The following is a 26,362-nucleotide window of genomic DNA, read 5'->3' as shown; positions in this document are numbered from 1 at the left end:
TCTCAGCCCTCCAGCACGGTGGCGATGGCCCGCTTCACCCGGTCGGGGCCGGGGAAGTAATCCCACTCCTGCGCGTGCGGGTAGGGCGTGTCCCAGCCCGCCACCCGCAGCACCGGCGCTTCGAGGCTGTAGAAGCAGTCGCGCTGCACGAGCGCGACGATCTCGGCGCCGTAGCCCGAGGTCAGGGTCGCCTCGTGCAGGACGATGCAACGGCCCGTCTTGCCGACCGAGGCGGTGATGGTGTCGAGGTCCAGCGGCAACAACGTGCGCAGGTCGATCACCTCGATGTCCTCGCCGCTCTCCTCGACGGCGGCCAGTGCCACGTGGACCATCGTGCCATAGGTGATCAGCGTCGCCGCCGACCCCTCGCGCACCACGGCCGCCTTGCCCAGCGGCACCTCGAAATAGTCGGTCTCGACCTCGCCTGCCGGGTGTTTCGACCAGGGCACCGAGGGCCGGTCGAAATGCCCGTCGAAGGGGCCGTTGTAGAGGCGTTTGGGTTCGAGAAAGATCACCGGGTCCGGGTCTGCGATGGCGGCCAGCAGCAGGCCCTTGGCGTCCCTCGGGTTCGACGGCACCACCGTTTTCAGCCCCGCAACGTGGGTGAACAGCGCCTCCGGGCTCTGGCTGTGGGTCTGGGCGCCGAAGATACCGCCGCCCGTGGGCATGCGGATCACCAGCGGGCAGGTGAACTCGCCCGCCGAGCGGTACCGCAGCCGCGCGGCCTCGGACACGATCTGGTCGTAGCCCGGGTACATGTAGTCGGCGAACTGGATCTCGGCGACGGGTTTCAGCCCGTAGGCGGCCATGCCGATGGCGGTGCCCACGATCCCCAGCTCGCTGATCGGGGTGTCAAAGCATCGCTCTACCCCGAAGCGTTTCTGCAGCCCGGCGGTGCAGCGGAACACCCCGCCGAAGTAGCCCACGTCCTCACCCAGGACGACCACGTCGTCGTCGCGTTCCATCGCCACGGTGTGGGCGTCGCGGATGGCCTCGATCATCGTCATGCGTGCCATGATCAGTACCCCACCTCGTGACGCTGCCGCACCAGGTGCGGCGGCATTTCGGCGAACACGTCCTCAAACATGTCGCGCGGGCTGGGCCGCTGGCCGGAGTGCAGGGTGCCGATGGCCTCGGCCTCCTTCTGGGCCGCGATCACCTCGGCGAGGATCTCGGCCTCGGCCTGGGTGTGCCGCTCCTCGGACCAGATGCCGAGGTGGATCAGGTGCGCCTTGAGCCGCAGGATCGGGTCGCCCAGCGGCCATGCCGAGCCTTCTTCCTTGGGGCGGTAGGCGGAGGGGTCGTCCGAGGTGGAATGGCCCCCGGCGCGGTAGGTCACGAATTCGATCATCGTCGGCCCGAGGTCGCGCCGGGCCCGTTCCACCGCCCATCGCGAGGCGGCGTGAACGGCGAGGAAGTCGTTGCCATCGACCCGCAGGGCAGGGAGACCGAAGCCGTGGGCCCGTGCCGCAAATGTACCCGCGCCGCCGCGCGCAATGCCCTGAAAAGTCGAGATGGCCCACTGGTTGTTCACGATGTTGAGGATCACCGGCGGCTTGTAGGTCGAGGCAAAGACCAGCGCCCCGTGGAAGTCGCTCTCGGCGGTCGAGCCGTCACCGATCCATGCCGCCGACAGCTTCTTGTCGCCCTTGATCGCCGCCGCCATCGCCCAGCCCACGGCCTGCACGTACTGCGTGGCCAGGTTGCCCGAGATCGAGAAGAACCCATGTTCCTTGGAGCTGTAGAAGACCGGCAGCTGGCGGCCCCGCACCGGGTCGCCGTCGTTCGAGTAGACCTGGTTCATCATCTTGACCAGCGGATAGCCCGCCGCGATCAGCAGGCCGGCTTGCCGGTAGGTCGGGAAATTCATGTCGCCGGGGCGCAGCGCCCGCTGGAAGGCGCAGCTGATCGCCTCTTCGCCGAGGTGCTGCATGTAGAACGAGCATTTGCCCTGCCGCTGGGCCGTCAGCATCCGCGCGTCGTAGATGCGCAGTTTCATCATATCGCGGAGGCCCTTCAGCAGGGTTTCCTCGTCGAGCGTTCCGGCCCAGGGGCCTACCGCCTCGCCCTTGCGGTTCAGGACCCGGATGATCGAGAAGGCGAGGTCACGCATGTCCTCGGGCTTGGTGTCCGGCTCGGGCCGGTCCACCGCACCGGCGCGCGGAATCGAGACGTGGCTGAAATCAGGGTCGTCGCCGGGGCGGATGGCCGGGGCGGGGACGTGTAGGCGGGGGGGAACTTCCTCATACATTCTGGTGCTCCGGTAGCTGGTGCAGCAGGGTGCCGAGACGCTCGGCAAAGAGCCGTGCCTTGGCCGGGGCGGGGTCGAGCAGTTCGAGAACCAGCAGGCCCAGCCCGTCGCCCGTACGAGTCAAGGTGAACTCGGAAAGCTCGAGGTCAAGTCGCCGCGCCATGTCGAGCACCCGGCAGGAGGCATTCAGGGGATCCCTGCATATCAGCCGCATTTGTCGTCGTCCTCCCTCGTCACGATCACCGGTGGCGCGATCCTACCGCCGTGGCCGCAGAATGTTCTTTTGAATGCGGTTGTGCGGGAAGGTTGTTCAGACGTATCTTTTGTCAAATTTTCCCTGGACAGCACAGGATTCTTCAAATGAGCTATGACGCGCTTGATCGTATCGACCGCAAGATTCTGCGCGAGCTGACGACGGATGGCCGGATCTCCAACGCCGATCTCGCGCAGAAGGTGGGGCTGTCGCCCAGCCCCTGCTGGCAGCGGGTGCGGCGCCTGCAAGAGCAGGGCTTCATCCGGGGCTATGCTGCCATTCTCGATCAAGAGCAGCTGGGCGCGTCCGAGATCGTGATGATCGACGTGATCCTCGACCGTCACGACGACGAGGTCGTGGAGGATTTCGGCAAGACCATGCAGTCGATGCCAGAGGTGCTGGAGGTTCATCTGACCACCGGCGAGTTCGACTATCTTCTCAAGGTCGCGGTGGCGGGCACCAAGGGGTACGAGAGTTTCCTGCGCGAAAAGCTCTACAAGGTCCGGGGCATCCGGCACACCCGGTCAAGCTTTGTCCTGCGCTGCCTCAAGGACGTGCAGGCCTACCTGCCCGAAACCTGACAGCGCGGGCGGTCGGTGACTCTCGGGGGTGGCTGACATGACCACGTTACAGAGGCCGGGCTAGGGGAGGCGAAGGAGCCCGGCGCACTTGCCGCTGAGACAGACAAAGGATTGCCGAACATGAAACGTGCCCTCATCTCTGCCCTTGCCTTCGCCGCGGCGACTGCCGCGTCCGCGCAGGACAGCACCCTGCCGCAGGCCAACAGCGAATGGTTCATCGCGGGCCAGGAAACCATCCAGGCCATTCTCGACCGCCAGAACAACACCGGGCGCGCCAAGAACGTGATCCTGATGATCGCGGACGGCAACGGTGTGGGCACCAACTACGCCACCCGCGTCTTTGCCGGTCAGCTTCAGGGCAAGATGGGGGAAGAGCACGTGCTGCCGCAGGAAACGCCGGAGTTCCACTCGGCGCTGGTCAAGACCTACAACATCAACGCCCAGACCCCGGACTCCGCCCCGACCGCGGGCGCGATGAACACCGGCGTCAAGCAGCGGTTCAACCTGATCAACCTTGGTGAGAGCGCCGTGCACGACGATTGTTCTACCGTCGCCGGGAACGAGCTGACCACCTTTGCCGAGATCGTCACCGGCATGGACAAGTCGGTCGGCGTGATCTCGACCGCGCGCCTGACCCACGCCACCCCCGCCGCCGTCTATGCCAAGACCGCCAGCCGCGACTGGGAAGACGAACTGCCGGAGGGTTGCACCGCCCAGAAGGACATTGCCGCGCAGATGATCGACGCGATGCAGTCGGGCATGATCGACATCGCGCTGGGCGGCGGCTCGCGCTACTTCGTGCCCAAGGGCACCGAGACCCCGAACGGCGGCAAGGGCCATCGCCCCGACGGCACCGACCTGCTGGCGCAGGCCAAGGACGCGGGCATCCAGTACGCCTCGAACAAGGCCGAGCTCGATGCACTCGACCTGTCCAAGCCGATCCTCGGCATGTGGACCGACAGCCATGCCTCCTACGAGGCCGACCGGCCCGAGACCGAGCCGTCGCTGGCTGACATGACCAAGAAGGCGATCGAGTTCCTGAGCCAGAACGAGAACGGTTACTACCTCGAGATCGAAGCGGGCCGCGTCGATCACGGCAACCACGCGGGCAACGCGGGCCGCACCCTGCGTGACGGCGTCGCCTTTGCCGAGGCCATCGCGATGGCGGACGAGCTGACCGACGATGCCGACACGCTGCTGATCGTCACCGCCGACCACGAGCATGCCATCGCCTTCAACGGTTACTGCGGTCGCGGCACCCCGATCGACGGGCTGTGCTACGACGTTGCCAAGACCGGTATCAAGCACTCGGACGAGCTGCTGCTGGGCGATGACGGCAAGCCCTACTCGGTGATCGGCTACCTCAACGGTCCGGGTTCAGTGCTGGTGAAGGCCGAGGGCCAGAACGACTACGCCGGGTCGCGCCCCGAAGTGACCGAGGAGGAGGCGCGCGACGTCGACTACATCCAGCAGGCGCTGATCCCGATGTCGTCGGAGAGCCACTCGGGCGAAGACGTGGCCGTCTACGCCAAAGGCCCCTGGGCGCATCTGGTGGACGGGACCATCGAGCAGAACGTGATCTTCCACGTGATGAACTACGCCATCAACGCCGAGTGATCGCGGCGGTAAGGTGATCGCAAGGGGCCCGGCTTGGGCCCCTTGCAGCGTTTCCGCCCGCCACGTGGCGGAGCGGAGACGACGACCGAAGGAGAAGACCCGATGCTGACACGGCGCCGATTTCTGGCAGCCTCGCTCGCGACGCCCCTTGCCGCGCCCGCGCTGCGCGCCTCGGAGGGGCCGATCAAGCTGCGCGAACTCTATGACCGGCACGCGATGTCCGAGCTGGCCAAGAGCAGCGAGGGGACGCGCATCTCGGTCGAGGGCTACATGGCGCCGCCGCTGAAGGCGGAAAGCAGGTTCTTCGTTCTGACCCGGATCCCGATGTCGGTCTGCCCGTTCTGCGAGACCGAGGCGGAATGGCCGGAGGATATCCTCGCGGTCTATACCCGGCGGGTGGTGGACGTGGTTCCGTTCAACCGCAAGATCACAGCCTCGGGCGTGCTCGAACTTGGCAGTCATCGCGACGATGAGACGGGGTTCCTGAGTCTCGTGCGGCTGATGGATTCGAGCTACGAGTGACCGGATGGGACTGCCGCTGAAGATCGAGGGGCTGGTTGTCCCGGGCGGGCGCGGGCGGGTTCTGCTCTCGGTGCCGGAGCTCTCGTTGCCTGCCGGTGCGCTGGTCGGGGTCGAAGGTCCCTCCGGCGCGGGCAAGTCGACCCTGCTCTATGCGCTGGCCGGGTTGCTGGACGTCGCGGGCAGCATCCGCTGGGGCGAGGTGGACCTTGCCAGTCTCCGCGCCGAGGGGCGGGCGCGGTTCCGGGCCGACTCCATCGGCATGATCTTTCAGGACTACCTGCTGTTCGAGGAACTCGGCGCGGTGGACAATGCTGCGCTCTCGGCCCTGTTCCGGGGGCGGGGCGAACGGGCTGGCGTGCGTGCGCGAGCCCGGGACAGGCTGGACCGGCTGGGGCTCGGCGGGACGGCGGGGCGCCGGGTGGCGAGCTTCTCGGGTGGCGAGCGGCAGCGGGTCGCCATCGCGCGCGCCATGGCCGCCGAGGCGCCGGTTCTCCTTGCCGACGAGCCCACGGCCAGCCTTGACCGCGCGGCGGCGGACCGGCTGGTCGACGACCTCGTCGCACTCGCGCGCGAGACCGGCACCACTCTGATCGCGGTGAGCCATGATGCGCGGCTGATCGCGCGGATGGACCGGGTGCTGACCATCACCGATGGCGCGGTGACCGGCGACCGGGAGGCAACGGCATGAGCGCGGCATGGGACATGGTGCCGGTGCTGTGGCAGGACATCCTGACGACCGTGGCCCTGCTGTTGCCTGCACTGGTCGTCGGGGGCTTCGTCCTGCGCGGCTTCGCGCCCTGGCCGCTGGTCAGGGCGATCCTCTGGCGGTTTCGGGGTGCCTCGGCGCTCTTCGTGCTGCTGATTGCCATCTCAGTCGGGATGGGCATTGGCCTCCTGGCGCAGGAGCGCGGGTTGCGGCGCGGCACGGCGCAGGCGGCGGACAAGTTCGACCTCATCGTCTCGGCCCCCGGCAGCGAGTTGACGGTGATGCTGGCGGCGGTCTTCCTGCAACCCTCCGACATGCCGCTGCTCGACGGCGCAACCTATGACGAGATCGCCGGTCATCCGGACGTGGAGATCGCCGCGCCCTTGGCCTTTGGCGACAGCTTCGGCGCGGCCTCGGTGATCGGGACGACGGCGGAGTTCGCGCGTTACCTTGGCGATGGACGGATCGAGGGGCGGATGTGGGAGACCACGGAGGAGGCCATCGTCGGCGCGCTGGTCCCGCTGGAGATCGGGGGGGAGTTCAGCCCTGCCCACGGTCACGGGGACGCGGCGGACCACGATGCCCACGACGCCGCGCATCTGGATGTCGTCGGACGGCTCGCGCCGACCGGCACCCCCTGGGACCGGGCGATCCTTGTGCCGGTCGAGGCCGTCTGGGAGGTTCACGGTCTGGCCGACGGCCACGCGCCGGAGCGGGCCGGGCAGATCGGGCCGCCCTTCGATGCGGCGTACTTTCCGGGGACGCCTGCCATTGTCGTCCACGCCTCCGAACTCTGGTCGAACTATGCGCTGCGCTCGCAGTTCCAGCGCGACCGCGAGACAATGGCCTTCTTTCCCGGGGCCGTGCTGGCACAGCTCTACCGGGTGCTGGGCGACGTCCGGCAGATCATGTCGCTGATGGCCTTGGTCACGCAGGTTCTCGTCGCGGCGGCGGTCCTGCTGGGCCTGTTCATCCTGTCGCGCCTGTTCCAGCGGCAGTTGGCGCTGCTCCGCGCGCTGGGCGCGCCCGCGCGGTTCGTCTTTGCCGTGGTTTGGTCCTTTGGTGCGACGCTGCTGCTGGCCGGGGCCGCGGGCGGGGTGCTTGTGGGGGCCGGTGCGGCCGAGGTGCTCTCGCGGGTGGTGACCGCGCGGACCGATATCCTTGTCTCCGCACCGCTCGGCTGGAGCGAGGTGCAGTTCCTCGCCGGTTTCGTCTCGGTCACGCTGCTGCTTTCGCTGCTTCCTGCCGCCGTCGTGCTGCGCCAGCCCGTCGTCACCGCATTGCGCTCCTGATCCCGCGCCTGCGAGGTTGCCGGGCTTGACACGCCGGGCCCGACACCTTTGCCTTGGGCCAACGGAAAGGGTGATGCGCGCCGCGATGAAAAGCTTGCAGTTCCAGAACGTCGTGTTGGCCCTTCTGCTGACGATTGCGGTCGGCTGGTTGCTGGTTGTCGGTCGCGCCATCCTGCTGCCCATCGTGACCGCGACGCTGATCGTCTACCTGATGCTGGCGGCGACCGAGGGGCTGGCCCGCCTGCCGCTGCTCAAGCTCCTGCCCGAGACGGTGCTGCGCTTTCTCGTCCTTGTCGGGTTCTCGCTGGCCTTCGTGTTCCTGTCCTTCCTGATCGGGGCGACCGTGCGCGAGATCGCGGCGGTCTCGCCCACCTACGAGGCCAACCTCGACCAGCTGCTGGCGCGGATCGCGCAGCAATTCTCGCTCGACAAGCAGGAGATCTGGAACGAGATCCGGGCGATGACGATCGAGCGGATCGACATCAGCCGCATCTTCCTGTCGCTGCTGGGCGGTTTCACGCAGGTTGGCACCACCGTCTTCGTGGTCGTCCTTTACGCGGCTTTCATCATGGCCGAGCGCCACGCGCTGCAGCGCAAGATCCTCTCGATCTCGAACGATCCCGAGCGGGCCCGGCGCACCATCCAGATGTTGGAGGACATCAACCGGCGGATCAGCGACTACCTGACGGTCAAGACGGTGATCAACATCGTGCTGGGTGCGCTGTCATGGGTCGTGCTCTGGGCGCTGGGGGTGGATTTCGCGCTGTTCTGGGCGGTGATGATCGGGCTGCTGAACTACATTCCCTATATCGGCAGCTACATCGGCGTGGCCTTTCCGGTGGTGCTGTCGGTCGCGCAGTTCGGCTCGCTCTCGCTGTCGATCGTGCTGGCGGCGCTGCTGGTGACGGCGCAGGTCATCATGGGCAACGTGGTCGAGCCGCGCCTGATCGGGCGGCAGTTGAACCTCAGCCCGCTGGTGGTGCTGATCTCGCTGTCGCTCTGGTCGGCCTTCTGGGGCATTCCGGGTGCGATCCTCGCCATTCCGCTGACCGCGATCCTCTCCATCGTGCTGGCCAGCTTTCCGCAGACGCGCTTCCTTGCGATGCTGCTGGCCGAACGGGTCGAGAGCCGCCCGAGGGCGGGCGGGGAATGAGCGCGCGAAACCGGGCGCCCCGGGTTTCGCTGCTGGGCATCTATCTCGGCGGGCTGCTCTGCGCGCTGACCTTCACGCCCTCGATGATCCCGCGCCCTTGGCTGTTTCAGGCCTTGCTGGCGGGAACCACGCTGGCGGCGGGCTATGGGCTCGGGATGCTGGGGCTGCTGCTCTGGCGTTACCTCGAATTGCCGGTGATGGGGCAGCGGCTGCGGCACCTGATCTTCTGGCCGGTGACGCTGATTACCGCCGGGCGGCTTGGGTATTACTTCTGGTCCTCGTCGGACTGGCAGGACGAGTCCCGCGCGCTTGTCGGGCTGCCACCGTTGGAGGAGAGCAGCTACGTGTTGCTGTTCGTCGTCGCGGTGGCGTGCTGCGCGGTGCTGCTCGCGCTCGGCTGGCTGCTGGCGCGGGCCATCGGCCTCATCCTCGGCCTGTCCCGCCGCTACATCGGGCGGCGCTATGCCTCGGTCCTGCTGGTCGCGGGGTTCCTCGCCCTTCTGGTCGCCTCGGTCGATGGCTGGCTGATCTCGCGCATGATCAGCGCGCTGGACGAGGTGCAGGCGGCGATCGACACCGAGGACCCGGAGGGCGCGGTGCCGCCGTCCGAGACCACCCGCTCGGGCGGGCCGGGGTCGTTCGTAGCATGGGACGGGCTGGGGTACGCGGGCAAGCTCTTTGTCTACGAGGGGCCGCGCGGCGCCGAGATCGCGGCCTTCACGGGGCGGCCCGCGAAGGAGCCGATCCGCGCCTACGTGGGTCTGCGCACCTCGGATGAACCCGAGGCCGCCGCCCGGCTGGCGCTGGACGAACTGATCCGGGCCGGGGCCTTTGAACGCCGGGTGCTCGTCATCGCGTCGCCGACCGGGACGGGCTGGCTGGAGAACGACGGGCTGGCACCGCTGGAGGTCATGCTGGACGGCGACACCGCCATCGTGGGGGTGCAGTACTCCTACCTGCCGAGCCCGATGTCGCTGATCCTCGAACCCGACCGCGCCGGGACCTCGGCCCGCGCGCTGTTCAACGTCGTTCATGGCCATTGGCGGACCCTCGATCCCGCGACGCGCCCGGCGCTCTATCTCTTCGGTCTCAGTCTCGGCTCTCTGGCGTCCGAGAACAGCATCTCGTTCTCCTCCATCATGGGCGACCCGGTGCAGGGCGCCGTCTGGGCCGGGCCGACCTTTCGCAACCCGATCTGGCGCAATGTGGCGTCGAACCGCGCGGAGGGCTCTCCGGCATGGTCGCCGGTCTTCGAGGACAGTTCGCTCGTGCGGGTGCTGACGCCCTATTCGGACGAGGCGGGCGAAGACATGGCATGGGGGCCGCTGCGGATCGTCTACGTGGTGAACCCCTCCGACGCGATCTCGTACTTCCGCGAGTCCATGTGGCTGGTCGAGCCGGACTGGTTCCGGCCCCCGCGCGGCCCCGATATCTCGGACCTGTTCCAGTGGAGCCCGGTGGTCAGCCTGTTCCAGGTCGCCATCGACATGCAGTTCGGGGCCGTGATGCCCGACGGTCACGGGCACAACTACGCCCTGCGCGACTACGCCCGGGCCTGGGCCAGTGTCGTCGGGCAGGACGACTGGAGCGACGCCGATACCGAGCGGCTGGGCCCCGTGGTGCGCACCACGGTCAAGTGAGTGCGCCCGGAACGCAGGTTGGCCGCCGTCCCGCATGGACGGCGGCCGGGTGTCCGGCGCGGGGAGGGGGGCGCCGGACTGCTGCGGGACCGATCAGAAGACGAAGTCGCTCTGGTCGATGTCGTGCAGGCTGGTGTTTTCCAGCGTCAGGCTGTTGCCGCCGCCGAAGTCGATGACCACGTCGTCGCCATGCTGCGACGCGAGGTCCTCGATGTCGCCGTAGCCGGCATAGCCGCCATCCACCGCGATGCGGATCACGTCGTAGCCGTCTTCGAAGTCGGTGATCCGGTCTTCGCCAAGGGCGAAGACGAAGGTGTCCGCGCCGTCGCCGCCGGTCATCACGTCATTGCCCGCGCCGCCGTCGATCAGGTCGTCGCCCTGGCTGCCGGTGATGGTGTCGTTGCCTTCGCCGCCATAGACCTTGAGCTTGACCGTTCCGGCCTCGAGCCCGCTGGCATCGACGATGTCATCGCCGCCCTGACCGTTCACGACCATCCGCTCGGTGTTCGAGATGTCGAGCGAGAAGGGGCCGAAGTTGACGCGCTGGAAGTCGACATGGCCGTCGCCGCCGGTGATGACGAACTCGTCGCCGCCGGTGTCGGAGCCATTGGCCACGGCGGTGTCATAGCCTGTGCCGCCATCCATCACGTCCGAACCGTCACCGTTGTTCCAGACCATCGTGTCCTTGCCTGCGCCGCCCTTCATGACGTCCGCGCCCGGGCCGCCGATCAGGAGGTCGTTGCCGTTCCCGCCGTGCAGAAAGTCGTCGCCCTGGCTGCCGGTGATGGTGTCGTTGCCTTCGCCGCCGTAGACCTTGAGTTTGACTGTGCCTGCCTCCAGTTCGCTGGCATTGACGATGTCATCGCCGCCGAGGCCGTTCACGACCATCCGCTCGGTGTTCGAGATGTCGAGCGAAAAGGGGCCGAAGTTGACGCGCTGGAAATCGACATGGCCCTCGCCGCCGGTGATGACGAACTCGTCGCCGCCGGTGTCGGAGCCGTTGGCCACTGCGGTGTCATAGCCCTTGCCGCCGTTCATCACGTCCGAGCCGTCGCCGTTGTTCCAGATCATAGTGTCCTTGCCGGCACCGCCCTTCATGACGTCGTTGCCCTTGCCGCCGACCAGCACGTCGTTGCCGTAATCGCCGTAGAGGTAGTCGTCGCCCTGGCTGCCGATCAGGGTGTCGTTGCCGTCGCCGCCGTGGGCCACGAATTCCAGGACCCCGGCTTCGAGCGCGCTGGCGTCGATGTGGTCATTGCCGCCCAGCCCGTCGACGTCCAGCCGTTCGGAGTTGCTGATGTCGAGCGTGAACTGCCCGAGGTTGGTGCGGGCAAAGGTGACATCCTGTCCGTCGTTGGTGATCGCGAAAGTATCGCCGTCGTCTTCGGCGCCCTCGACTTCGACGATGTCGAAGCCTTCGCCGCCGTCCATGATGTCGGACCCGTCACCGTTGTCCCATTCCATCACGTCGTTGCCGGCGCCGCCCTTCATGACGTCGTTGCCCTTTTCCCCTTCGAGGTGGTCGTCGCCGTCGCCACCGTCGAGGTAGTCGTCGCCCGCGCCGCCGATCAGGGTGTCGTTGCCGTCGCCGCCATAGGCCTTGAGCTTGATCGAACCGGCTTCGAGGCCGCTGGCATCCACGATGTCATCGCCGCCAAGCCCGTTGACCACCATCCGCTCGGTGCTGCCGATGTTCAGCGAGAAGGGCCCGAAATTGACCCGCTCGAAGTTCACGCGGTCGCCGGCGGTCTCGATCACGAAGTGGTCGCCCGCGGTGTCGGAGCCGTTGGCCTCGGCGGTGTCGTAGCCCTTGCCGCCTTCCATGATGTCCGAGCCGTCGCCGTTGTTCCAGATCATCCGGTCGTTGCCGTCGCCGCCCAGCATCACGTCGTTGCCGGTGTCGCCCACCAGTACGTCATTGCCGTCTTCCCCGGCCAGCACGTCGTCTCCGGCGCCGCCAAAAACCGTGTCGTTGCCGTCGCCGGCCACCACGACGTCATCGCCGTCGAACGCTTCGATGAATTCGTTTGCAGCTCCTCCTGCCAGGACATCTGCCTCGTCCGTACCGGCAACATATTTCTTGGCCATCTTCTCGTCTCCATACTCAAATCAATGCAGCGCCACCGTGGCGCCGATAGTGGTTGGTCGGAGCAGATCGCGGGTCGGTTCATTCTTTCTCGGGAGCCCCGCGAAAAAATTTCTGGCCAGACCTGCGCAAATCTGTGAAGTCACGCCCCGAGCCCGTCGGCACCGGCCGGTCCGTAAGGGTGGCGGGTGAATTTGTCGGCCGGGCCTGTTTGGATTTCGACGTTCTAGGGAGAGTTGTCCGATGGCGACGGCCGGTTCGGAAAGTGACGAAGCCCTGATTGCCCGCATCGCGTCTGGCGACAAGGCGGCGATGAAGCTTCTCTATGACCGGCTCTCGGATGCGCTCTACCGTTTCCTGCAGACCCGTATCCGCGACCCGTTCGAGGCGGCCGACCTGATGCAGGAGACCTTCCTCGAGGTCTGGCGCGGGGCGGGGCGGTTCGAGGGGCGCTCCAGCGCCCGGACGTGGATCTACGGGATCGCGCGCAACCGCACCATCGACCGGCTGCGCCGCAGCGGGCGCGAGATCCTCTCGGAACCGGATGACACCATCGCCGATGACTCGCCGGACCCCGAGGCGCTGGCCGAGGCGGCAAGCGATGCCGAGAAGGTCCGTCATTGTATGGAGGGGCTGAGCGAGGCCCATCGCTCGGCCATCGAACTGGCCTTTTTCCAGGACCTGCCCTACCGCGAGATCGCCGAGATCGAGGGCGTGCCCTCAGGGACCGTGAAGACGCGCATCCTGAACGCCAAGCAGCTGCTCAAGCGCTGTCTCGCGGCCTTCATGCGCTATCGCTGATCAGTCGGCCTGAACGCTTTCGACGATGCCGGTCGCGGCTTGCAGCCGCGTCAGACCCTCGGTGCGGCGTCCCTCGTCCGCGAAGGAGAGGGTCCAGAGACCCAGCGCGCTCGGCCCGTCGGTGACGGTTGCACCGATCTCCTGCAGCAGGTCGCGGATTTGTGCCTCGGTCGCATCCGGGGCAAAGGCGACGATCACGGCGCCCTCGGTGGTGCCGGTCGCGGGCACGTAGACATCGCCACCGCCGCCCGGCAGCATCGGCACCACGGCCAGTTGCCAGACGCCCACGGCGATCACCGCCGTCGCGGCGATCTGCATCAGGGGGCGCCAGTTGCGCCGGGGCTGGCGGACCGGCGCGGCCTCGGCGTCGATGGCGCGCGAGAGGCGCGCCCAGCCGAGTTCGCCCGGTGCGGTGGAGGGGGCGGCGGCGCGGGCCCGGACGAGGCCGCGCATCAACGCGATGTCCCCGGCGACGGCGGGCTGTTCCCGTGCTGCCCGCTCGACCTCTGCCGCCGCGTCGGGAGGCAGGTCGCCGCGCACGTAAGCCATCAGCGTGCTGTCGTCGGGTCGGTCGGGTTGTTCGGTCATGGTACCATTCCCTGCGCCATACGCGGCGGATGATTAGCGCCGCAGTGTCCGGAAGTATAGTCGCACGACACCGCCGACCGGTTCAGTTTGCGTCCCGAAAATCTTCGGGGTCGCTTTTCGGGTGAACCTTTGGCTAGGGTCACGCGACCAATCCGGGTAGCCCCGCATGAAACGACCGGAACAACAGGAACGACCGATGACCCTTCTCCGACCCCGCACCCTCGTCGCGCTGATCTGCCTTGCGGTGGTCACCACCGCCTGCGCCCCCTTCGAGCTGCAGTTGCCGCCGCGCGAACAGATTGCCCGGGATGCGGGTGACGTGGTGGACGCGACCGAGATCGTGGCGCTGGCGCCCGACAGCGCCGCCGCCGGGCGCCTGATCGGGGGCGCGCAGGCGCGGGGATACCAGGTGAAACGGCAGCACAGCCTTGGCGGGCTTGGCCTGCAGCAGGTCGTGTTCCGGGTGCCGCAGGGGCGCACGCCCGCCGCCGCGATTGCCGAGCTGGAGGCGCTGGAGGCGGGGACGACGGCGGGGGTGAACCATGCCTACCGGCTGCAGGCCGCGCCGACGGGGCGCCGGTACGCGGGCGAGATGCTGCACTGGGCGCCCGGGGGATGCCCGTCGCGGATGCCCATCGGGATGATCGACGGCGCGGTGGACCTGCAGGCGCCCTCGTTGCAGGGCGCGCAGATCGCGCAGACCGATTTCACCGGCGGCAGGCCCACGGCGATGCAGCACGGCACGGCGGTGGCCGAGATCCTCGCGGGCCCCGGCCGCCTGACGGGCGCGCGGCTCTACAATGCCGCCGTGATCTCGGAGCGGGGCAGCCGGGACGAGGCAACCGGCGTCGACACCCTGTTGCGGGCGCTGGACTGGTTGTCGGAGTCGGGTGTGCGGCTGGTGAACATGAGCCTTGCCGGGCCCTACAACAAGATCCTCGACCGGGGGATCCAGGCGGCCGACCGTAAGGGCATGACGATCGTAGCCGCCGCCGGGAACACCGGTGCCGAGGCGCCGCCGCGCTATCCGGCGGCCTTTCCGCAGACCATCGCCGTGACCGCGCTCGACGCGGCGATGCGGCCCTATGACAAGGCGCCGAGAGGCAACCACATCGACTTTGCCGCGCCCGGCGTGGACATCTTCCTGACGCTCGAGGGGCAGGGGCAGTACCTGTCGGGCACCTCGCTCGCCGCGCCCTATGTGACCGCCATGATCGCGGGCACCGGCAGCGGCGGCAGCGCCGAGACCCTGCGCAGCCGCATGGCCCGCTCGGCCCGCGACCTCGGGGCCTCGGGCAAGGACCCGGTCTTTGGTTATGGCCTGCCCAGTCCGGCGGGGGCCTGCCTGCAGAACTAGCGGCGGGGCCCGGTCACTTCGACAGGGCCACCACCGGGTCGAGCCGCGAGGCATTGCGCGCGGGCAGGTAGCCGAAGACGATGCCGATGACGTTCGAACTGGCAAAGGCGGCGAGGATCGTCGCGGGGGAGTAGACGAAGCTGAAACTCGGCTGGATCAGCGAGATCACCGGGCCGGCGGCCATGGCGATCATCACCCCGATCATTCCGCCCAGCAGGCAGACCAGCACCGCCTCGATCAGGAACTGCACGAGGATGTCGGCCTGCCGCGCGCCAACCGCCATGCGCACGCCGATCTCGGCGACGCGTTCCGAGACCGAGACCAGCATGATGTTCATCACGCCGATGCCGCCGACCACCAGCGAGATCACCGCGATGGCGGCGATCAGGAAGGTCATGGTCTCGGCGGTGCTGGTGATGGTCTCGCGGATGTCGTCGGTGTTCATGATGTGGAAGTCGACGGTGCCGTGGCGCCGGGTCAGCAGCTTTTCGACGGCCACCTGTGCGGCGTCGGTATCGACGTCGTCGGCCACCCTCACCGTGATCGACCGTAGCGAGTTGGAGCCGGTAAAGCGCGCCTGCACGGTAGTATAGGGCACGTAGAGCTGCAGGTTGCTGGACGAGCCGAAGCCGCTGGTCTGGGCCTGCGCCACGCCGACGACCTTGAGCGCGACGTCGCCAAGGATGATGACCTCGCCGACCGGGTCCACGTGGAGCGGGGTGAACAGCGCATCGCGGGTGTTCTCGTCGATCACCACCTCCTGCGCGTAGTCGCGCACCGCCCGTTCGCCAAAGAACTGCCCTGCGCTGAGCTTGGTGCCCTTGACGTCGAAGTAGCCCGCGCCGACGCCGTTGATCAGCGCGTTGCCTTCCTTGTTGGCAAAGCGCGCGACGCCGGAGGTCGATACTGTCGGGGTCACCGCGGCAACGTAGGGAAGGGCCGAGAGCGCATCGGAATCTCCGACGGTCAGTGTCGTGATCCGGGACGAGCGGGTGTCGCCGAACCCCTTGCCCGCGAAGATCTCCAGCGTGTTGGTCCCAAGGCTCGAGATATTGGCCAGCACCATCTGCCGCGACCCGGCGCCAAGCGCCACGACGCAGACCACCGAGGCGATGCCGATGATGATGCCCAGCATGGTCAGCAGGGTCCGAAGCCGGTGTGCGTTCATGGCCCGCAGCGCCATGAGGAACGCCTCGCGCAGGCGTTCGCCGATCCCGCCGAGCCGCGCGGGGCCATCCGTCTCGGGCTCCCGTTCCGCCGAAACATCCCCGGGCCGACCGAGGGGGCGGAATTCGGGGTTGTGCCCGTCGCTGACAATGCGGCCATCGCTGATCTCGATGATCCGCTGGGCCTGCCGGGCGATGTCCATGTCGTGGGTGACGATCAGGATGGTCCGGCCTTCGCCGTGCAACTCGCGCAGGATGCGCAGCACTTCCTCGCCGCTGTGGCTGTCGAGGGCGCCGGTGGGCTCGTCCGCGAGGATCACGTCGCCGTCGTTCATCAGCGCGCGCGCGATGGAAACCCGCTGCTGCTGGCCGCCCGAAAGCTGTCCGGGGCGGTGGTGGGTCCGCTCGCTCATCCCGAGGCGGTCGAGCAGCATCTTGGCGCGGGCGCGCCGGTCGTCGATATCGGTGCCTGCGTAGATCGCCGGAACCTCGACGTTGCCGAGCGCGCTCAGTTCGTCGAGCAGGTGATAGCGCTGGAAGATGAAACCGAAGTGGTCGCGACGCACCGCCGCCAGTTCGTCCGCGTCCAGTTGAGAGACGTCCTGCCCGAACAGGCGGTAGGTGCCCGCGCTCGGGCTGTCGAGACAGCCGATCAGGCTCATCAGCGTCGATTTTCCCGAGCCGGACGCGCCGACGATGGCCACCATTTCGCCCGCGCGAATGGTCAGGTCCACATCGTTCAGCACCCAGTTCTCGGCCTCTCCGGCGGGGTAGAGCTTGCCCAGCCCGGAGAATTCGATCACGGCCTCGCCGGTCGTCTCCAGCGGCAGATCCCTTGCCGGTGTCGCGCGGACGTTCATGTGCTCACCTCCGGCCCATCGGCGGGCCGCCGAAGCCGCCCATGCCGCGCGGCGTGCCCGAGGTTGTGGCCTCGCCCGACTGGCCGAGCACGACGGTGTCGCCCTCTTGGAGCCCCTCGGTCACCTCGGCGTTGGTGCCGTTGTCCAATCCGATGGTGACCTTGCGCACCTCGGGCTGGCCGAGGGCGTTCAGGACCGTGACGTTGGAGCGCTCGCCCTGTCCCGAGACGGCGGAGGAGGGCACGGTCAGCACGTCGCGGGATTCGCCCGTGACGATGTGCACCTCGGCGGTCATGTAGGTCAGCAGGCGGCCATCGGGGTTGGGCACGTCGAAGGTGCCGACATAGTAGATCGCCTCGTCGCTGGAACTGCTGCTGGAGGAACTGGAGGAGGCGAGGCTGCTGTCGCTGGTCACGTCCTCGGGGGCGGGTTCGATGGCCTTGACCTGCGCGCGGTAGCGGGTCTTGCGGTCCCCGAGGATGGTGAACCACGCCTCCTGGCCCGGGTAGACGCTGACCACGTCGGTTTCGGCGATATCGGCGCGAACGGTCATGGTGTCGAGCTGCGCGACGATCACGATGGTCGGGGCGGACTGGCTGGCGTTCACAGTCTGCCCTTCCTGCGTGACGATCGAGATGATCGTGCCGTCGATGGGCGAGGTGATACGGGTGTAATCGAGGTTGGCCTGCGCCGTGCTGACCGTCACCTCGGCCTGGGTGATCTGCGCCTTGAGCGCCTCCATCTGGGCGGTGGTGGTGGCCAGCTGCATCTCGGCCTCGTCGAGGTCGGCCTCGGATATGCCGGCACCGCGCAGGCCCTGCGCCCGGTCGACGACCTTCTGGTAATAGACCTGATTGGCCTGCTTTTCCTGCAGTTGCGCGCGGATGTCCTGCAGCGAGGCCTCGGCGCTTCTGAGATCGTTTTCCTGTGTCACCGAGTCGATCTCGGCCACGACGTCGCCCGCGCTGACATGATCGCCGAGCGCGACCTTGAGCGACTCGACCTGGCCCGAGACCTGCGCGCCGACCGCGACCCAGCGGCTGGGTTTGAGCGTGCCGGTGGCCAGAACCGTGGTCTGCACGTCGCCGCGGCTGACCGATGTGGTCAGGTAGCGGGCGGTCGCCGCTTCGGTCGGGCTGAACCAGTACCACGCGCCCAATCCGCAGAGCGCGATCAGGACGATCCCCCAGGCAAGCGTGGAGCGGAACCGCTTGCGCGGCCGGGAGGGCGAGGTCTTGGTCATCTGTCGAAACCTGAATTGCGGTCGTTCTGGTCTTGGTGTCGTGCGGCGCGCCCGGTGGAAGGACGGTTGCCGCAGAGGTGCTCAACAGATGTAACGCGCGGGGAGGGAGTTTCCGTCGCCATCCGCGTTGCGGGCTCCGGGCGGGGCGGATGAACGAGAAAGGGCCGGCGAACCGGCCCTTTCCACTGGTGCTTTGACTTGCCCGCCTCAGTGCGTGGCGGAGGCCTTCCTGACGGCGGCGACGTCGGCTGCAGTGACCGCGCCCGCGTCATTGCCCCAGGCGGTGCGCACGAAGGTGGCGAGTTCCGCGACCTCGCTGTCCGACAGCCGCTTGCCATACCCCTGCATCCGCAGGACCATCGGGCGCTTGGCGGAGGAGGGCACCTCGGCGCCGTTCAGGATCACCGAGATCAGCGGCGTGGTTTCCGAGCCGGTCACCAGCGAGTTGCCTGCGAGTTCGGGGAAGATCTCTGGCGCGCCCTTGCCGGTCACGAAGTGGCAGCCCGAGCAGTTGTCGAGGTAGAGACGCGCGCCGAGCGGCATCTCGGGGCTGGCCTCGGTCAGCATCGCGGTGGTGTCCGCACCTGCCGCGTCGGCCTCGGCTGGGGGCAGCGCCGTCGGACCTGCGGCCGCCAGCGTCTGTGGCACCTCACCCGCATCCCCGTCGATGCCCTTGAGGAAGGCCGCGATGGCGATGTTGTCCGCGTCGGTCAGGTGTTGCAGCGAGTGTTCGACCACGAGGCCCATTTCGCCGTTGGCGGTCGAGTGGCTGTTGCGGCCGGTGGCAAGGTAGGTCGCTAGATCACCGGTGCTCCATTTGCCGATCTCCGAAGCCGATCCGCGCAGCGCCGGGGCGTTCCAGCCGCCAACCACGCCACCTGCAAGGAAGTGGTCGTCGGCCACGGTCACACCGTCCTGCGCCATGAAGGGGCTGCGCGGGCTGTGGCAGGCCGCGCAGTGGCCGGGACCTTCGACCAGGTACTGCCCGCGATCCGAGATCTCGGAGCTGTCCGCCGGGGTGAAGCCGGGCGCGTGGGTCAGCGCGAGCCAGTTCCACGCGCGGATGCCGAAGCGCATGTTGAACGGGAAGTCGAGGCTGGTCTCCTGAACGGCGTTCTTCACCGCCGGAACCTCGGCCATCATGTAGTCGTAGAGGGCGCGAATGTCCTCTTCCTTCATCAGGCGGTAGTTCTCGTAGGGCATGGCCGGGTAGAGGTGCCGACCGCCGGGGGCGAGCCCGTCGACCAGCGCGGCGCGAAAGTCGTCATAGGACCAGTTGCCGATCCCGGTCTCGGGGTCGGGGGTGATGTTGGTGGACCAGATGGTGCCCATCGGGCTTTCGATCGGTCGCCCGCCCGCGAGCGGCGCGCCGCCATCCGCCGTATGACAGGCGACGCAGTCGGAGGCGTTCAGGACATATTCGCCCTGGCCCGGCTGCGGCTGCCAGTCGGCGGCAAGCTGCTCGGTCGGTGCGCTGCGCTGCACCGGGACGAGGATGAAGGCGAGGAGGGCGACGACGCCCAGAACCACCAGGGTGGCGATCACTTTGAGAAAGGTTTTCATCGTCGATCTCCTCAGACCAGCGGCCGCGGGTTGGACAGGTACTGGGTCCGGATCGCGTGGACCGTGTGATAGGCGAGGCCGCCCACCATGCCGGTCGGGTTGTACTGGGTGTTCTGCACGAAGTTCCCCGCGCCCATGGCAAAGACGTTGTGCGCCTTCCAGGTCTGGCTGAACTTGTTCACCGCGCCCTCGGCCGGGGTCTCCGACATGATGTGGCCGCCGGTGTTGTGCGTGGTCTGATAGGGACGCACGTCATACTGCGCGCCGACATCCTTGAAGCCCGACTGCATCGAGGTCGGGTTCATGGAGGCCGCGAGCGGTTCCATCTGCGACTTCATGTACTGGTTCATCCGCAGGTCGTTGTCCTGCCAGTTGAACGTCATCCGCATCAGCGGACGGCCATGCCGGTCGGTGTAGGTCGGATCAAGGTCGAGGTGGTTGTTGGCGTAGGACATGTGCGACCCGTGCGAGCCGATCGACATGGCGTGGCCGTACCACTTGCCGATGCCTTCCTTCCAGCCGGCGCCCCAGCCCGGCGTGCCCTTGGGCAGCGGCATGCTGCGGATCGGCTGGCCGTTGAAGGTGCCCGAACGCCAGTAGGAGCCGCCGATGAAGCCGAGGGCGCCGAAGTCGTTCTGGTTTACCGAGAAGTCGTCGATGCAGACGCCGTTGGCGCCGTGGCCGACGAAGGGGTTGAAGTTGTCGTCCTCGAAGAACAGCGTGACGCCGCCGTTCATCTGGTAGGCGTAGTTCTTGCCCAGCGTGCCTTCGCCCGTCAGCGGGTCGTAGGCTTCGCCGAGGCCCGAGAGCAGCATCAGGTGGACGTTGTTCAGCTGGTAGGACGACAGGATCACTATGTCGGCGGGCTGGAAGACTTCCTCGCCGGCCTTCTCGTCCCAGTAGGTGACGCCCGTCGCGGTCTTGCCATCGGCGGCAAGCTCGACACGCAGCACCTCGGACTCGGTGCGGTACTCGAAGTTCGGCATCCGCTTGAGCGCATCGAGGATGGCGGTCTGCGGCGAGGACTTGGAGTACTGGTAGCAGCCGAAGCGCTCGCAGAAGCCGCAGAAGTTGCAGGGGCCCATCTGCATCCCGTAGGGGTTCACATAGGCCGTGGAGGCGATCCCGGCGGGGGCGTGGAACGGGTGCAGGCCCGCCGCCGTGCAGGCCTCCTGAAACTTGGTGCTGTCCCATGTCGTGGGCAGCGGCGGCATCGGGTAGTCTTCCGAGCGCCAGCCTTCGAAGGGGTTGCCGCCCTCCTGGATCACGCCGTTCAGGTTACCGGCCTTGCCGGAGATCCCTGCGACCTTCTCGAACCGGGTGTAGAAGGGCTCCATCTCGTCATAGGTGACGGGATAGTCGAGCAGGTTCATGCCTTCGGGGATGATCTGCTCGCCCCAGTTCTCGCGGACGTGCGAGCGCAGGCGCAGTTCCTCGGGCTGCGGACGCCAGTTCAGGCCGTTCCAGTGGGTCCCGGCACCGCCGACGCCGTTGCCGGGCAGGAAGGAGCCGAGCGAGCGGTAGGGCAGCGCGGTCTCGTCCCCCGAGCGGCGCACCGTGACGGTCTGGTGCGACGGCTTCTGCATCATCTTGAGACGGACGCCGTACTTCAGTTCGTCGATCTGCTGCGGATACTCGAAGTTCGGGACGGTGTTCTGGTCGTGGCCGCGTTCGAGCGCGAGGATGTCGAGGCCCTCCTGCGCCAGCTCGATCCCTGCGATCGAACCGGTCCAGCCGAGGCCGACGATGACCACGTCGCGTTTCTTGTCCTGACGTGCCATGGTTATGCCCTTTCACCGCTGATCGAGACGGGCCCGAGCGGATACTTGATGTTGTGGCGTTCCGGCCATTCGCGGAACGCGGCGCGCGCGCCGGGGAAGCCGATGTAGACCCAGGACTGCATGCCGTGGTTGCCGCCGTACTGCGGGTCGGCGAAATAGCCTTCCTTGGTGTTGGCGAGCAGGATGGTGAAGAAGTCGCGCAGTTCCGGGGCAAGCACGGCCTGGCCCTTTTGAAGCGCGGTCAGCGCCTCGTCCTGCTGGGCGGTGTCGAGGTCGGCGAAGGACTTGGAATAGGTCGTTTCGCACCAGCTGTTGAAGGTGGGGATGGCCTGACGGTAGACCTCGGCGGGATTCAGGGGCGTCTGCCAGCCGCGTGCGGGCTCTGCCGTGGGATCGTGCGGGCCTTCCATGTACCAGTCGTCCGCCGTGCCGTAGTCGCCTGCAAGCTGCAGGTCGATGAAGACGGGCACGCGGGCCTCGATGGCGCCGGGGCCGTCGCCCTCGGAGGGGATCAGCCGCGCGGTGGCGGCCATGATGAAGGCCCATTCCTCGGCATTGAGGTACTGGCGTTCGTACTGGTCGAGCGGAACGGGAGGCGTCTTTTCCTCGGCGGAAGCGGAGGCGGCCAGCCCGCTGAGGGCGACGCCAGCGGCGGAGGCTTTCAGAAAGCTCCGGCGGCTGGGATAGCCTGGAAGATCGGTCATTTTTCGGTGTCCTGCCGGTGTGGGTGGGAGCAAATGGCTCTCGCAAAACGAGAGCGACATAGTGTCGCCCTACGCTGGGTCACCTAGGGGCGCAACGGGGCCAGCCCACCCGGCATGGCAGCTATGATCTGCGCTCACGGCTCGCTCGCCGGGGCTCACGAAAACGTGAGTGGGCCGAGTCGCGCGCCGAAAACCTCGGGAAACCGAGGGGTTTTCGGGGCCGGAATACATGACCTCGGCATGTAAATTCGGGCTGTCGCGGGCTGGTTTGCACAGTCGGTGTGCATGGATGCACCGGCAACCGCAGGGTCGCCGGGTGCCGCTAGGCGAGCCCCAGAACCCGGGTGACCACCGCGTCGTGGTCGGACAGGGGGCGACCGTTGCCGTCCAGTGAGGAGCGTATCGCGGTCTCCCCGATCCGGAGGCCACGCGCGAGGAACCAGTCCAGTTTCATCGCGCGTTCCGGCCAGCGGGTGATCAGGCTGGGCCGCGTGGTCTGTTGGTCATCGGGGCCGCCATGGATCGAGTAGCCAGCCGCGCGGGCCGCGTCGAAGAGCCCTTCGGCACGCCAGTCCCCGTTGTTGTGGTTGCCGGTGTTGAGGTCGCCGCCGATCAGCACGGGCATCCCGGGAAAGGCCGCATCCAGCTCTGCGATCAGGCCGCGCACCTGCCGTTCGCGGTGTTCCGGACCGCAGGCGCTCTCAAGGTGGGTCGAGACCGCGATCATCGGCCCCGCCACGGTCTCGAGCCGTGCGCCGACGGCGATCCGCTCGCCCAGCCGGGGCTGTTCGGCGTCCGAGAACCACTGCCGCTGGCCCCAGAGCCTGAGGGCGAAGGGGGCGATCAGCGCGCTCCGCGCCATCAACCCGTTGCCGTGGTAGCCGCGCGCGTTGAAGTCGGCGGTGCAGAATTCATGCTCGATCGGCGAACCGAGCCCCAGTTCGAGGAACTCGACCGCATAGGCGTAGCCCATGCCCAGATGCCCGGCCATGTCGCGGGTCGTGTTGCGCTGGGCGGTGCGGGCCATGCCGTTGTCCATCTCGGACACCAGCACCACGTCGCAATACGCGACCTTCTGTGCCGAATCCTCGGGAAACAGGCAGCGTTCGAGGTTCCACGCCCCGACCGTGATCGGGAAGGGCAGCGGCGCTGGACACGCCGCGCCCCCGGTCTCGACCAGGTTCATGCCGGGAACCGTCGCCATATGCGCGTCGTGCACCGCGATCTCGCGCGGAAGGTGGTGCAGGGCGAGGTCCGCTTCGGTCGGGACCGGGAGGTCCCCAACGGTTTCGGTGATCATTGCGCGGGGACGGCTTCGGCCTGAATACGGGTATCCATGCGGCGGCCGGTGCTGGTTTCGAACAGGTGCAGCTTTGCCGGATCGACAAGGACATGCACCGTCTCGGCCAGCGCGGCACCGCCATTGTCCACCACGGCGACGGGCTGGTCGCCGATGGCGCCATGCACGATGCGGTGCGCGCCCAGTTCCTCGACATAGTCCACCCGCATAGGGACGCCGGTGCTGGTGATGCGCAGATCCTCGGCCCGCAGGCCCAGCGTCACCGGGCCGGGCGCATTGCCGACCGGGGCCAGCGCGTGCCCGTCCACCATCACCTGTCCGTTCTCGAACCGGGCGTCCAGCAGGCTCATCGCGGGCGAGCCGATGAAGGCGGCGACGAAGGTCGAGGCGGGCTTGCGGTAGACCTCCAGCGGCGCGCCGATCTGCTCGACCCGGCCGCCGTTCAGCACCACGAGCCGGTCGGCGAGCGTCATCGCCTCCAGCTGGTCGTGGGTGACATAGAGCGAGGTGGTGCCGAGCCGCTTCTGCAGCCTGCGGATCTCCATCCGCATCGTCACCCGCAGCTTGGCGTCGAGGTTCGACAGCGGCTCGTCGAACAGGAAGGCCGCAGGCTGGCGCACGATGGCGCGGCCCATCGCGACCCGCTGCCGCTGTCCACCCGAAAGGGCGCGCGGCTTGCGGTCGAGGTAGGGCCCGAGTTCGAGCATCCGCGCCGCCTCGGCCACGCGGGCCTCGATCTCGGCCTTGGGCGTCTTCCGGTTCTTCAGCCCGTAGGCCATGTTGTCGCGCACGCTCATGTGCGGGTAGAGCGCGTAGTTCTGGAACACCATGGCGATGTCGCGCTCGGCCGGGTCCAGCTGGTTCACCACCCGGTCGCCGATCCTGATCTCGCCGTCGGTCACCGTCTCCAGCCCCGCCACCATCCGCAGCAGGGTGGACTTGCCACAGCCCGAGGGGCCGACCAGCACGATGAATTCGCCATCGGCGATCTCGATGTCGACGCCCGCGACGGCGGCCTGGTTGCTGCCGCCATAGGTCTTGCCGACGTTCTTCAGAGAAAGATGTGCCATTACTTGTCGCTTTCCGTCAGGCCCTTGATGAACATGCGCTGGAAGATCACCACCACCGCAACGGGGGGGACCATGGCCAGCACGGCGAGGGCAAAGGCTTCGTTGTAGTCGGGGATCTGGCTGCCGACCCAGACCTGCAGGATCGACTTGATCCCGCGCATCAGGGTGTAGAAGGACTCGTCCGTCGTCATCAGCAGCGGCCAGAGGTACTGGTTCCAGCCGTAGATGAACATGATGATGAAGATCGCGGCCATCATGGTCTTGGAGAGCGGCACCAGCACGTCGATGAAGAACTTGATCGGCCCGGCGCCATCGATCCGCGCGGCCTCGAGCAGTTCGTCCGGCACCGACTTGAAGAACTGCCGGAAGAAGAAGGTGCCGGTGGCCGAGGCCAGCAGCGGCACGATCAGGCCGGTGTAGGTGTTCAGCAGCCCCAGCGTCGACATGACCTGATAGGAGGGCATGATCCGCACTTCCAGCGGCAGCAGCAGCGTGGCGAAGATCATCCAGAACAGCAGCGTGGCAAAGCGGAAGCGGAAGTAGACCAGCGCATAGGCCGCCATCATTGACAGCGCGATCTTTCCGATGGCGAACCCGAGGCCCATGATGAGCGAGTTGGTCAGCATCAGCAGCCCGGTCACGTCGCCGGTAAAGCCGCCGCGATGGGTCAGCACCTTGGCATAGGTCGCCGCCCCGTCCGAGCCGGGGGTGATGTAGAGCCCGCCCGAATGGATCTCGACCGCGCCGTGGGTCGAGGACATCAGCGTCATCAGGACCGGCACGAAGAGGAACAGCACGCCGAGGATCAGGATCAGGTGGTCGAGGGGTTTGATCTTTTGCATGGTCCTACCCGTAATGCACGCGGCGTTCGAGGAAGCGGAACTGCAGCACCGTCAGCAGCGCCACCACCACCATCAGGATCACGGACTGGGCCGACGATCCGCCGATATCATTGCCTTTGAACCCGTCGAGATAGACCTTGTAGACCAGCGTCATCGGGTTGTTCGCGGGCTTGTCCTTCACGATCACGTCGATGATCGGGAAGGTGTCGAACATGGTGTAGGTGATGTTGATGATCAGCAGGAAAAAGGCGGTCGGCGCCAGCAGGGGCAGGGTCACGTCCTTGAACCGCCGCCAGCCGGATTTCGTGTCGATCAGCGCGGCTTCGCGCACCGAGACGGGGACCGATTGCAGGCCCGACAGGAAGAAGATGAAGTTGTAGGGGATCTGTTTCCAGACCGAGATGGTGATCAGCGCGATGGCGGTATCCCAGTAGTTGATACCGACCTTCAGCTCGTATCCGAACCAACCGGCGATCTGGGTGAAGGGCCCCATGTGCATATCGAAGAACATCATGCCGATCAGCCCGGCGACCGGCGGGGCGATGGCGTAGACCGAGATCAGCAGCGTCTTGTAGGTCTCGGCGCCACGGATCACCTTGTCGGCCTTGACCGCCAGAAGCAGCCCGAGGCCGAGGGCCAGCGCCGTCACGGTGATGCAGAAGAAGGCGGTGAAGGCAGCTGTGCTCATGTACTCCGAGCTGTTCAGCGCGTCCTGGTAGTTTTCCAGCCCTACAAAGGTCGAGCCGAAGCCGAAGGGGTCCTCGATGTAGAAGGACGAGGTCACCGCCTGGACCGAGGGCCAGTAGAAGAAGATCACCACCACCGCCATCTGCGGCAGGATGAAGAGCCAGGGCGTCAGCGGCCGGTCGAACTGGACCCGCTTGACCGGGTTGGCGGTTTCACCGCTCCACCATTCGCGGAAACGGGCGAGCAGGGTGCGCTCGGTTTCTATGATCCGGAGGGGTGTGTCGGTCACCAGTCTGGTC

Annotated in this window: 23 protein-coding genes; 9 read left to right on the top strand and 14 right to left on the bottom strand. The window is 67.2% G+C overall.

What is annotated here, in order from left to right:
* Nucleotides 1-2: 2 nt before the first annotated feature.
* From DDT93_RS23545 to DDT93_RS23535, 3 genes are read right to left on the bottom strand one after another with little or no spacing between them, the layout of a single operon-like run.
* Nucleotides 3-1,016: an alpha-ketoacid dehydrogenase subunit beta gene (locus DDT93_RS23545; RefSeq protein WP_109468365.1), complete on the bottom strand. Its 1,014-nt coding sequence runs from the start codon at nucleotides 1,014-1,016 to the stop codon at nucleotides 3-5.
* Between the two features lie 2 nt (nucleotides 1,017-1,018).
* Nucleotides 1,019-2,251, bottom strand: coding sequence for a thiamine pyrophosphate-dependent enzyme (locus tag DDT93_RS23540; RefSeq protein WP_109468364.1), 1,233 nt, complete (start codon nucleotides 2,249-2,251; stop codon nucleotides 1,019-1,021).
* Complete coding sequence (locus DDT93_RS23535; RefSeq protein ID WP_109468363.1) at nucleotides 2,244-2,465, bottom strand: hypothetical protein; 222 nt, start codon at nucleotides 2,463-2,465, stop codon at nucleotides 2,244-2,246. Before DDT93_RS23535 ends, DDT93_RS23540 begins: the two co-directional genes overlap by 8 nt.
* Nucleotides 2,466-2,611: 146 nt before the next feature.
* Here DDT93_RS23535 and DDT93_RS23530 point away from each other — a divergent pair, with 146 nt between their 5' ends.
* The 7 genes from DDT93_RS23530 to DDT93_RS23500 all read left to right on the top strand — a co-directional run bounded on the left by DDT93_RS23530 (nucleotide 2,612) and on the right by DDT93_RS23500 (nucleotide 10,015).
* Nucleotides 2,612-3,085, top strand: a complete 474-nt coding sequence (locus DDT93_RS23530; protein WP_109468362.1) for an Lrp/AsnC family transcriptional regulator — start codon at nucleotides 2,612-2,614, stop codon at nucleotides 3,083-3,085.
* A 120-nt stretch (nucleotides 3,086-3,205) separates the two neighbouring features.
* Nucleotides 3,206-4,702 (top strand): alkaline phosphatase, encoded by a 1,497-nt coding sequence (locus tag DDT93_RS23525; RefSeq protein WP_109468361.1) that lies wholly within the window; start codon nucleotides 3,206-3,208, stop codon nucleotides 4,700-4,702.
* Nucleotides 4,703-4,804: 102 nt separating this feature from the next.
* Nucleotides 4,805-5,224 carry a hypothetical protein gene (locus DDT93_RS23520; RefSeq protein WP_109468360.1) on the top strand — a complete coding sequence of 140 codons (420 nt, stop codon included), beginning with the start codon at nucleotides 4,805-4,807 and terminating at the stop codon, nucleotides 5,222-5,224.
* 4 nt (nucleotides 5,225-5,228) lie between these two features.
* Nucleotides 5,229-5,912: an ABC transporter ATP-binding protein gene (locus DDT93_RS23515; RefSeq protein WP_109468359.1), complete on the top strand. Its 684-nt coding sequence runs from the start codon at nucleotides 5,229-5,231 to the stop codon at nucleotides 5,910-5,912.
* On the top strand, nucleotides 5,909-7,222 hold the full coding sequence (locus DDT93_RS23510) for an ABC transporter permease family protein (RefSeq protein WP_109468358.1): 1,314 nt from the start codon (nucleotides 5,909-5,911) through the stop codon (nucleotides 7,220-7,222). The genes DDT93_RS23515 and DDT93_RS23510 overlap by 4 nt, the downstream gene beginning before the upstream one ends.
* Before the next feature lie 73 nt (nucleotides 7,223-7,295).
* Nucleotides 7,296-8,375, top strand: a complete 1,080-nt coding sequence (locus DDT93_RS23505; RefSeq protein ID WP_109468357.1) for an AI-2E family transporter — start codon at nucleotides 7,296-7,298, stop codon at nucleotides 8,373-8,375.
* Nucleotides 8,372-10,015, top strand: coding sequence for an alpha/beta hydrolase (locus DDT93_RS23500; protein ID WP_109468356.1), 1,644 nt, complete (start codon nucleotides 8,372-8,374; stop codon nucleotides 10,013-10,015). The genes DDT93_RS23505 and DDT93_RS23500 overlap by 4 nt, the downstream gene beginning before the upstream one ends.
* A 93-nt stretch (nucleotides 10,016-10,108) precedes the next feature.
* Here the strand turns inward: DDT93_RS23500 and DDT93_RS23495 are convergent, their stop codons facing one another.
* Nucleotides 10,109-12,103: a calcium-binding protein gene (locus DDT93_RS23495; protein ID WP_109468355.1), complete on the bottom strand. Its 1,995-nt coding sequence runs from the start codon at nucleotides 12,101-12,103 to the stop codon at nucleotides 10,109-10,111.
* Between the two features lie 241 nt (nucleotides 12,104-12,344).
* Between DDT93_RS23495 and DDT93_RS23490 the strand changes: the two genes are divergently transcribed.
* Nucleotides 12,345-12,902 carry an RNA polymerase sigma factor gene (locus tag DDT93_RS23490; RefSeq protein WP_109468354.1) on the top strand — a complete coding sequence of 186 codons (558 nt, stop codon included), beginning with the start codon at nucleotides 12,345-12,347 and terminating at the stop codon, nucleotides 12,900-12,902.
* On the opposite strand, the gene DDT93_RS23485 is transcribed toward DDT93_RS23490, so the two are convergent.
* The gene (locus DDT93_RS23485) at nucleotides 12,903-13,490 is read right to left on the bottom strand and encodes a hypothetical protein (protein WP_109468353.1); all 588 of its coding nucleotides are present in this window, start codon (nucleotides 13,488-13,490) and stop codon (nucleotides 12,903-12,905) included.
* A 196-nt stretch (nucleotides 13,491-13,686) separates the two neighbouring features.
* Here DDT93_RS23485 and DDT93_RS23480 point away from each other — a divergent pair, with 196 nt between their 5' ends.
* Complete coding sequence (locus DDT93_RS23480) at nucleotides 13,687-14,847, top strand: S8 family serine peptidase (protein ID WP_109468352.1); 1,161 nt, start codon at nucleotides 13,687-13,689, stop codon at nucleotides 14,845-14,847.
* 13 nt (nucleotides 14,848-14,860) lie between these two features.
* Here DDT93_RS23480 and DDT93_RS23475 read toward each other — a convergent pair whose 3' ends face one another.
* The 9 genes from DDT93_RS23475 to DDT93_RS23435 all read right to left on the bottom strand — a co-directional run bounded on the left by DDT93_RS23475 (nucleotide 14,861) and on the right by DDT93_RS23435 (nucleotide 26,352).
* Nucleotides 14,861-16,873, bottom strand: coding sequence for a MacB family efflux pump subunit (locus DDT93_RS23475; protein ID WP_109468351.1), 2,013 nt, complete (start codon nucleotides 16,871-16,873; stop codon nucleotides 14,861-14,863).
* Between the two features lie 4 nt (nucleotides 16,874-16,877).
* Nucleotides 16,878-18,116 (bottom strand): efflux RND transporter periplasmic adaptor subunit, encoded by a 1,239-nt coding sequence (locus DDT93_RS23470; protein ID WP_109468350.1) that lies wholly within the window; start codon nucleotides 18,114-18,116, stop codon nucleotides 16,878-16,880.
* A gap of 207 nt (nucleotides 18,117-18,323) precedes the next feature.
* The gene (locus DDT93_RS23465) at nucleotides 18,324-19,679 is read right to left on the bottom strand and encodes a cytochrome c (RefSeq protein WP_109468349.1); all 1,356 of its coding nucleotides are present in this window, start codon (nucleotides 19,677-19,679) and stop codon (nucleotides 18,324-18,326) included.
* An 11-nt stretch (nucleotides 19,680-19,690) separates the two neighbouring features.
* Nucleotides 19,691-21,460, bottom strand: coding sequence for a GMC family oxidoreductase (locus DDT93_RS23460; protein WP_109468348.1), 1,770 nt, complete (start codon nucleotides 21,458-21,460; stop codon nucleotides 19,691-19,693).
* A 2-nt stretch (nucleotides 21,461-21,462) separates the two neighbouring features.
* A complete protein-coding gene (locus DDT93_RS23455; protein ID WP_109468347.1) occupies nucleotides 21,463-22,164 on the bottom strand; it encodes a gluconate 2-dehydrogenase subunit 3 family protein in 702 nt (233 codons plus the stop codon).
* 322 nt (nucleotides 22,165-22,486) lie between these two features.
* Nucleotides 22,487-23,464, bottom strand: coding sequence for an endonuclease/exonuclease/phosphatase family protein (locus DDT93_RS23450; RefSeq protein WP_109468346.1), 978 nt, complete (start codon nucleotides 23,462-23,464; stop codon nucleotides 22,487-22,489).
* Nucleotides 23,461-24,534, bottom strand: coding sequence for a sn-glycerol-3-phosphate import ATP-binding protein UgpC (locus tag DDT93_RS23445; RefSeq protein ID WP_109468345.1), 1,074 nt, complete (start codon nucleotides 24,532-24,534; stop codon nucleotides 23,461-23,463). Before DDT93_RS23445 ends, DDT93_RS23450 begins: the two co-directional genes overlap by 4 nt.
* Nucleotides 24,534-25,376: a sn-glycerol-3-phosphate ABC transporter permease UgpE gene (gene ugpE, locus DDT93_RS23440; protein ID WP_109468344.1), complete on the bottom strand. Its 843-nt coding sequence runs from the start codon at nucleotides 25,374-25,376 to the stop codon at nucleotides 24,534-24,536. Before ugpE ends, DDT93_RS23445 begins: the two co-directional genes overlap by 1 nt.
* Nucleotides 25,377-25,380: 4 nt before the next feature.
* Nucleotides 25,381-26,352, bottom strand: a complete 972-nt coding sequence (locus tag DDT93_RS23435) for an ABC transporter permease subunit (RefSeq protein WP_109468343.1) — start codon at nucleotides 26,350-26,352, stop codon at nucleotides 25,381-25,383.
* Nucleotides 26,353-26,362 lie beyond the last annotated feature (10 nt).

The organism is Albibacillus kandeliae (assembly GCF_003116585.1).
Classification (GTDB): Bacteria; Pseudomonadota; Alphaproteobacteria; order Rhodobacterales; family Rhodobacteraceae; genus Albibacillus; species Albibacillus kandeliae.
Note: the sequence above shows the minus strand (reverse complement) of the source record. Positions and strands in the feature narration are given on the sequence as shown.

Bases quoted from the DNA above. Each gene is read 5' to 3' on its own strand.
- DDT93_RS23545 (WP_109468365.1), bottom strand. From the start codon at position 1,016: ATGGCACGCATGACGATGATCGAGGCCATCCGCGACGCCCACACCGTG.
- DDT93_RS23540 (WP_109468364.1), bottom strand. From the start codon at position 2,251: ATGTATGAGGAAGTTCCCCCCCGCCTACACGTCCCCGCCCCGGCCATC.
- DDT93_RS23535 (WP_109468363.1), bottom strand. From the start codon at position 2,465: ATGCGGCTGATATGCAGGGATCCCCTGAATGCCTCCTGCCGGGTGCTC.
- DDT93_RS23530 (WP_109468362.1), top strand. From the start codon at position 2,612: ATGAGCTATGACGCGCTTGATCGTATCGACCGCAAGATTCTGCGCGAG.
- DDT93_RS23525 (WP_109468361.1), top strand. From the start codon at position 3,206: ATGAAACGTGCCCTCATCTCTGCCCTTGCCTTCGCCGCGGCGACTGCC.
- DDT93_RS23520 (WP_109468360.1), top strand. From the start codon at position 4,805: ATGCTGACACGGCGCCGATTTCTGGCAGCCTCGCTCGCGACGCCCCTT.
- DDT93_RS23515 (WP_109468359.1), top strand. From the start codon at position 5,229: ATGGGACTGCCGCTGAAGATCGAGGGGCTGGTTGTCCCGGGCGGGCGC.
- DDT93_RS23510 (WP_109468358.1), top strand. From the start codon at position 5,909: ATGAGCGCGGCATGGGACATGGTGCCGGTGCTGTGGCAGGACATCCTG.
- DDT93_RS23505 (WP_109468357.1), top strand. From the start codon at position 7,296: ATGCGCGCCGCGATGAAAAGCTTGCAGTTCCAGAACGTCGTGTTGGCC.
- DDT93_RS23500 (WP_109468356.1), top strand. From the start codon at position 8,372: ATGAGCGCGCGAAACCGGGCGCCCCGGGTTTCGCTGCTGGGCATCTAT.
- DDT93_RS23495 (WP_109468355.1), bottom strand. From the start codon at position 12,103: ATGGCCAAGAAATATGTTGCCGGTACGGACGAGGCAGATGTCCTGGCA.
- DDT93_RS23490 (WP_109468354.1), top strand. From the start codon at position 12,345: ATGGCGACGGCCGGTTCGGAAAGTGACGAAGCCCTGATTGCCCGCATC.
- DDT93_RS23485 (WP_109468353.1), bottom strand. From the start codon at position 13,490: ATGACCGAACAACCCGACCGACCCGACGACAGCACGCTGATGGCTTAC.
- DDT93_RS23480 (WP_109468352.1), top strand. From the start codon at position 13,687: ATGACCCTTCTCCGACCCCGCACCCTCGTCGCGCTGATCTGCCTTGCG.
- DDT93_RS23475 (WP_109468351.1), bottom strand. From the start codon at position 16,873: ATGAACGTCCGCGCGACACCGGCAAGGGATCTGCCGCTGGAGACGACC.
- DDT93_RS23470 (WP_109468350.1), bottom strand. From the start codon at position 18,116: ATGACCAAGACCTCGCCCTCCCGGCCGCGCAAGCGGTTCCGCTCCACG.
- DDT93_RS23465 (WP_109468349.1), bottom strand. From the start codon at position 19,679: ATGAAAACCTTTCTCAAAGTGATCGCCACCCTGGTGGTTCTGGGCGTC.
- DDT93_RS23460 (WP_109468348.1), bottom strand. From the start codon at position 21,460: ATGGCACGTCAGGACAAGAAACGCGACGTGGTCATCGTCGGCCTCGGC.
- DDT93_RS23455 (WP_109468347.1), bottom strand. From the start codon at position 22,164: ATGACCGATCTTCCAGGCTATCCCAGCCGCCGGAGCTTTCTGAAAGCC.
- DDT93_RS23450 (WP_109468346.1), bottom strand. From the start codon at position 23,464: ATGATCACCGAAACCGTTGGGGACCTCCCGGTCCCGACCGAAGCGGAC.
- DDT93_RS23445 (WP_109468345.1), bottom strand. From the start codon at position 24,534: ATGGCACATCTTTCTCTGAAGAACGTCGGCAAGACCTATGGCGGCAGC.
- ugpE (WP_109468344.1), bottom strand. From the start codon at position 25,376: ATGCAAAAGATCAAACCCCTCGACCACCTGATCCTGATCCTCGGCGTG.